Origin of the sequence: Thalassotalea marina (assembly GCF_014656435.1) — a bacterium.
In the GTDB taxonomy this organism is placed as follows: Bacteria; Pseudomonadota; Gammaproteobacteria; order Enterobacterales; family Alteromonadaceae; genus Thalassotalea_C; species Thalassotalea_C marina.
Genome location: NZ_BNCK01000020.1, coordinates 1 through 4,123 on the forward strand (window position 1 = coordinate 1; position 4,123 = coordinate 4,123).

Sequence of the window (4,123 nt, forward strand, 5' to 3'; positions counted from 1 at the left end):
GGTTGATTGTTTTGTCAGGTATTTACTTAACTAAACTTATCAAAACTGCTTCTTGGCTTGTCCCCGAGAAGTGGATGCGCATTTTAGGGATTTTTATCTCGCCGTCAACACCTTTTTTCAATTAATTAACTGTTCGATGGATTTTCATACAAACCACGATATTTAAGGCATTAAATGAACATAAGTTGTTTTTTTAATACTCATCAAGCTAGTTATCTTCAAATACGATAAATTTTAATTTTATGTATTCTCACGATACTTATACATTTACTTAACGTTACTTTTCTATACCTTTTTTGATATTGATCTTCTAAGCCCTCAAAAAACCTACTTTATTTATAATTAGATATATAGGGAACATTTAAACAACGTAAGTTACTGTCTACAAATCCATAAACACCAAGCCCCGATACGAATATCGAGGCTTGGTATTAATTGAAGGCGTTTATTGACACTCTTAGTGCATTAATATTTACCCTTTGGTGATATCTTGAGCTGGCTCAATACCTTTAGGGAAAGGTTTCGCATTAAGCGGTTTAACAGGAGATTTTTTAATTGTCTTTTGCAAATACTTTATCGCAGCAGCTAATTGAGCATCATCACCATTAAAGGTTGCGTGTGGCAAGTTATCTACTTCAATTGTTGGTTTTACACCTACGCCTTCAGTAATCCAACGTCCATCCATCGCGTAAACAGGCAATTCTGCTACTCTGGAAATACCACCATCCACTACGCCATTTCTGCCGGTTAACCAAACGCCAGCACCTGCAGTTTGTTTACCTATAACGGGCCCAAGGTTCAATTCTTTAATACCAGCAGTAAAGGTTTCACCATCAGAGTAGGTAAACTGATCAGCTAATACCACTAAATGCCCACGGAAAGTTTGCTGCATGTTGGCGTATGCACTACCGTTAGGTGTTTGCCAGAACATCCAAGCACGGCGTAACAACTTTTCAATTAACCAGCTGTCGATATTACCACCTCGGTTGCGGCGCACATCGATAATTAAACCTTGTTTTTGAAACTGAGCATAAAAGTCATCTGCAAAACGATTTATATCAGCACCACCCATTGAATGAACATGTAAGTAGCCAATGTCATTACTAGCTTTTGTTACTTTCTCTTGATTTGCTAAAGTCCAATCACTGTAACGTAACCAATAGTCACCAGAGCCAGACGTTGGCACGACAACCGTTTCAATCGTTTGGTTATTTCGGGTTAAAGTAAGTAAAACTTGTTTAGACGTTTGGTTACGTAGCAATTGTTGCAGTTGTGCAATACTTGATACGTCAACACCGTTAACAGCTTTAATTAAGTCTCCTTCTTGAGCATTAACACCGGGTTTAGCCAAAGGCGAAGCATTTTGTGGTAATTCAGGGTTAGTTTGATAAATATGTTCAATAACTACACCCGCTTCACTTTGATTAAACGTTGCACCTAGGCTTGCAACTTTAGGGCGACTGGCATCTCTGACAATGTCTCCACCACGAACTTGTGAATGAAGTGCGTTAAGCTCACCAATCATTTGCTTAAATATATCGTTAAGTTCATTGCGATCAGTTACTCGACTAACTAACGGGTAGTATTTTTCTTTTACCGCTTGCCAATCTAAGCCTCGCATATTTTTGTCATATAAAGAATCGCGATGCATCAACCAAGTATCGCGGAATATTTGTTGCCATTCCGCCATTGGCTCTATTAACATTTGCCAATTGGATGTTTTAAATGTCGCGTCTTTCACGTCTGAAGGAAACTTAGCTCCCGCCTTAACTTGGAACAGTTTCAACGACGCATTACCACCTGTAGCAACTAATAAAGATTTACCATCGGCTGACATCTTATAGTTAGAAATACCCGCTTTGAATGTTGAAACTTTTGGTTTATCGTCAAATTTTATTGCTTTTAATTCAGACTTGCTCTTTGGCTCTGAAATTCTGTCAATGACATAAAGATGATCTTTACCAACTGTTAAATTACGATAGTTTCCTGACGGTACTGGCACATGCCACAAGCGCTCACTTAACCCTTGCCATTCAACAGCGTTTTCATCTGTTGCAGATGTCTCTTTGCTTTCCTCTGATTTCGACTTAGGTTTTTCTGATTTAGCTCTAGCTAATAACTCATTATTCGCTTGAAATGGGAATTTAGCATCCTTATCCAGTTGATAGGCAAAAATTTGGCTACGGCGATCAAACATCGCCCCCATATTTCTATCTCCCCAAGGTGAACTTGGTGTTGAGTTAAAGTAACGCTGTGATAAAAAGTACAACCATTTACCATCTTGGCTAAAGGCTGGAGAACTTGAGTTATAACGATCTGTCGTTAATATTTCTTGTTTGTTATCGCTCACCGAAATCAACATAATACGGCTACGCTCATCATCTAGTTGGTTGCGAGTGATCGCAAGGTGTTGGCTATCTGGAGACCAAACAATATCGCCAAATGCGCTAAAACCAGTATTATTATTAACGATTTCGGTATTTTTACCCGTCGCTAATTCAAGTAGGAACAGTCGTCCTTTTTTATCATCATGAGCTATATATTTGCCATCTGGCGACAAATGTAAACCAAAGCGATAAATACTACCATCATTGGTCAACTGTTTTGCTTCATCTGTACCGTCAGCAGCATATTGCCATATTTCTAGTTCACCTGAGCTGTCATTGATGGCATACACCCATTTAGCGTCATGACTTAGAATTGCATGGCGAGTACGTGAGTTTTTTGGCGTTGGAATTTCAACTAATCTACTATCGTCAGTAGCTACAACAGCAACACGGCCACGAGCAGTAATAACCGCTTTTTTAGGCTCAGCTGCAAAGTCAGCATAGTTAAAGTATTTAAGTGGTTTGTTTTCCCACTTTTCACGGCGGTGAGGTAAATCAGACGTCAATTCAAATTCAACAACATTATCGATACCCGTATTTAGATCTAAAACACGAATGTCGGCAGCTAATTGATAAGCCAATTGATCTTTTGATAAACGAGCATTGCGTACCGGCCAATCTTCATATTTAGTGACTTGAGTTAGTTTCTTACCCTTGGTTGTCATTGACCAAATATTGTCATTGCCGCTAGCATCAGAAATAAAATAAACTTTGTTATCGGCAATCATAGGTTCACGTACCGAACCTTTATGGCCTTTAGTTAACAGCTCCGCCTCTTTATTGCCAGAGAGATGAAAACGCCACAATGTTCCTTTACCACCACCTCGATAGTACTTGGTATTATCAGTGCTAATTTGCATACCAAATTGCACAAAATAAATATATTCACCAGCTTGATCAATTACGCCTTCCACGGCATCAGCAAGAGGAATAGTATTGGCAACTAAGGTAGTTGGGTTAGCTGTGCGTAACGTCCAATTCCCTGTTGGTCCTACACGATTGTTGGTGCTATAAATAACATCACCTTTCGCTGTCCAGCCATGCACTTTGACACTGGCGTTTTCAAAGCTCACTCTTTTAGCTAAACCTCCATCAATTGAAATGACATACACTTCTCGAGCACCATCGTAGTCTGCGGTATAAGCAACCCACTTGCCATCGGGCGATATGCTTGCATCTATCTCTTCAGATGGAAGCGTAGTGATACGGGTCGCTTTAGTTTGTCCTAGCTGCCCTTTCCATAAATCACCTTCTGCAGTAAAGACGATAGTGTCTCCGTTTATCGCTGGAGAACGGTAGTACCCTTGAGTGGCTAACGCAGACGTACTAGCAGCTAACAGTGTTAAGCTCAGTAGTGTTTTTTTCATCATATTCTCGATATTAAGTTTTAATTTTATCTTTGAAGATTGAATGTGGTTTTGCTCAAGAAACAATAGGGGAATTGCTAAAATTTGTAAATATGATGTTATAGCCGTTCATCGCAGCAAGTGATTCAGCTATCGTATTGACCGTCAATTCTTTATAAAACACACTCTGGCTTCTGTTGATTTAAAATAGGGACCAGAATATCTCAGCATCTTAGTTACCCTCTGATGCTTGTCCTAACCAACATAACACATATGAACCTTATCCCCGTCAATAGGCAATAGTGTTTTTTTAGCTGCCGCTAGGCAGCTAATGGTTAATCAATCAGCAAAATCTATTACTTCGCTCTGTCATAAAGGCCGTAAAACAAT

1 protein-coding gene is annotated in these 4,123 nt (G+C 39.3%); it reads right to left on the bottom strand.

What is annotated here, in order from left to right:
* Positions 1 to 472: 472 nt before the first annotated feature.
* The gene (locus IE199_RS21760; RefSeq protein ID WP_373304832.1) at positions 473 to 3,757 is read right to left on the bottom strand and encodes a S41 family peptidase; all 3,285 of its coding nucleotides are present in this window, start codon (positions 3,755 to 3,757) and stop codon (positions 473 to 475) included.
* Positions 3,758 to 4,123 lie beyond the last annotated feature (366 nt).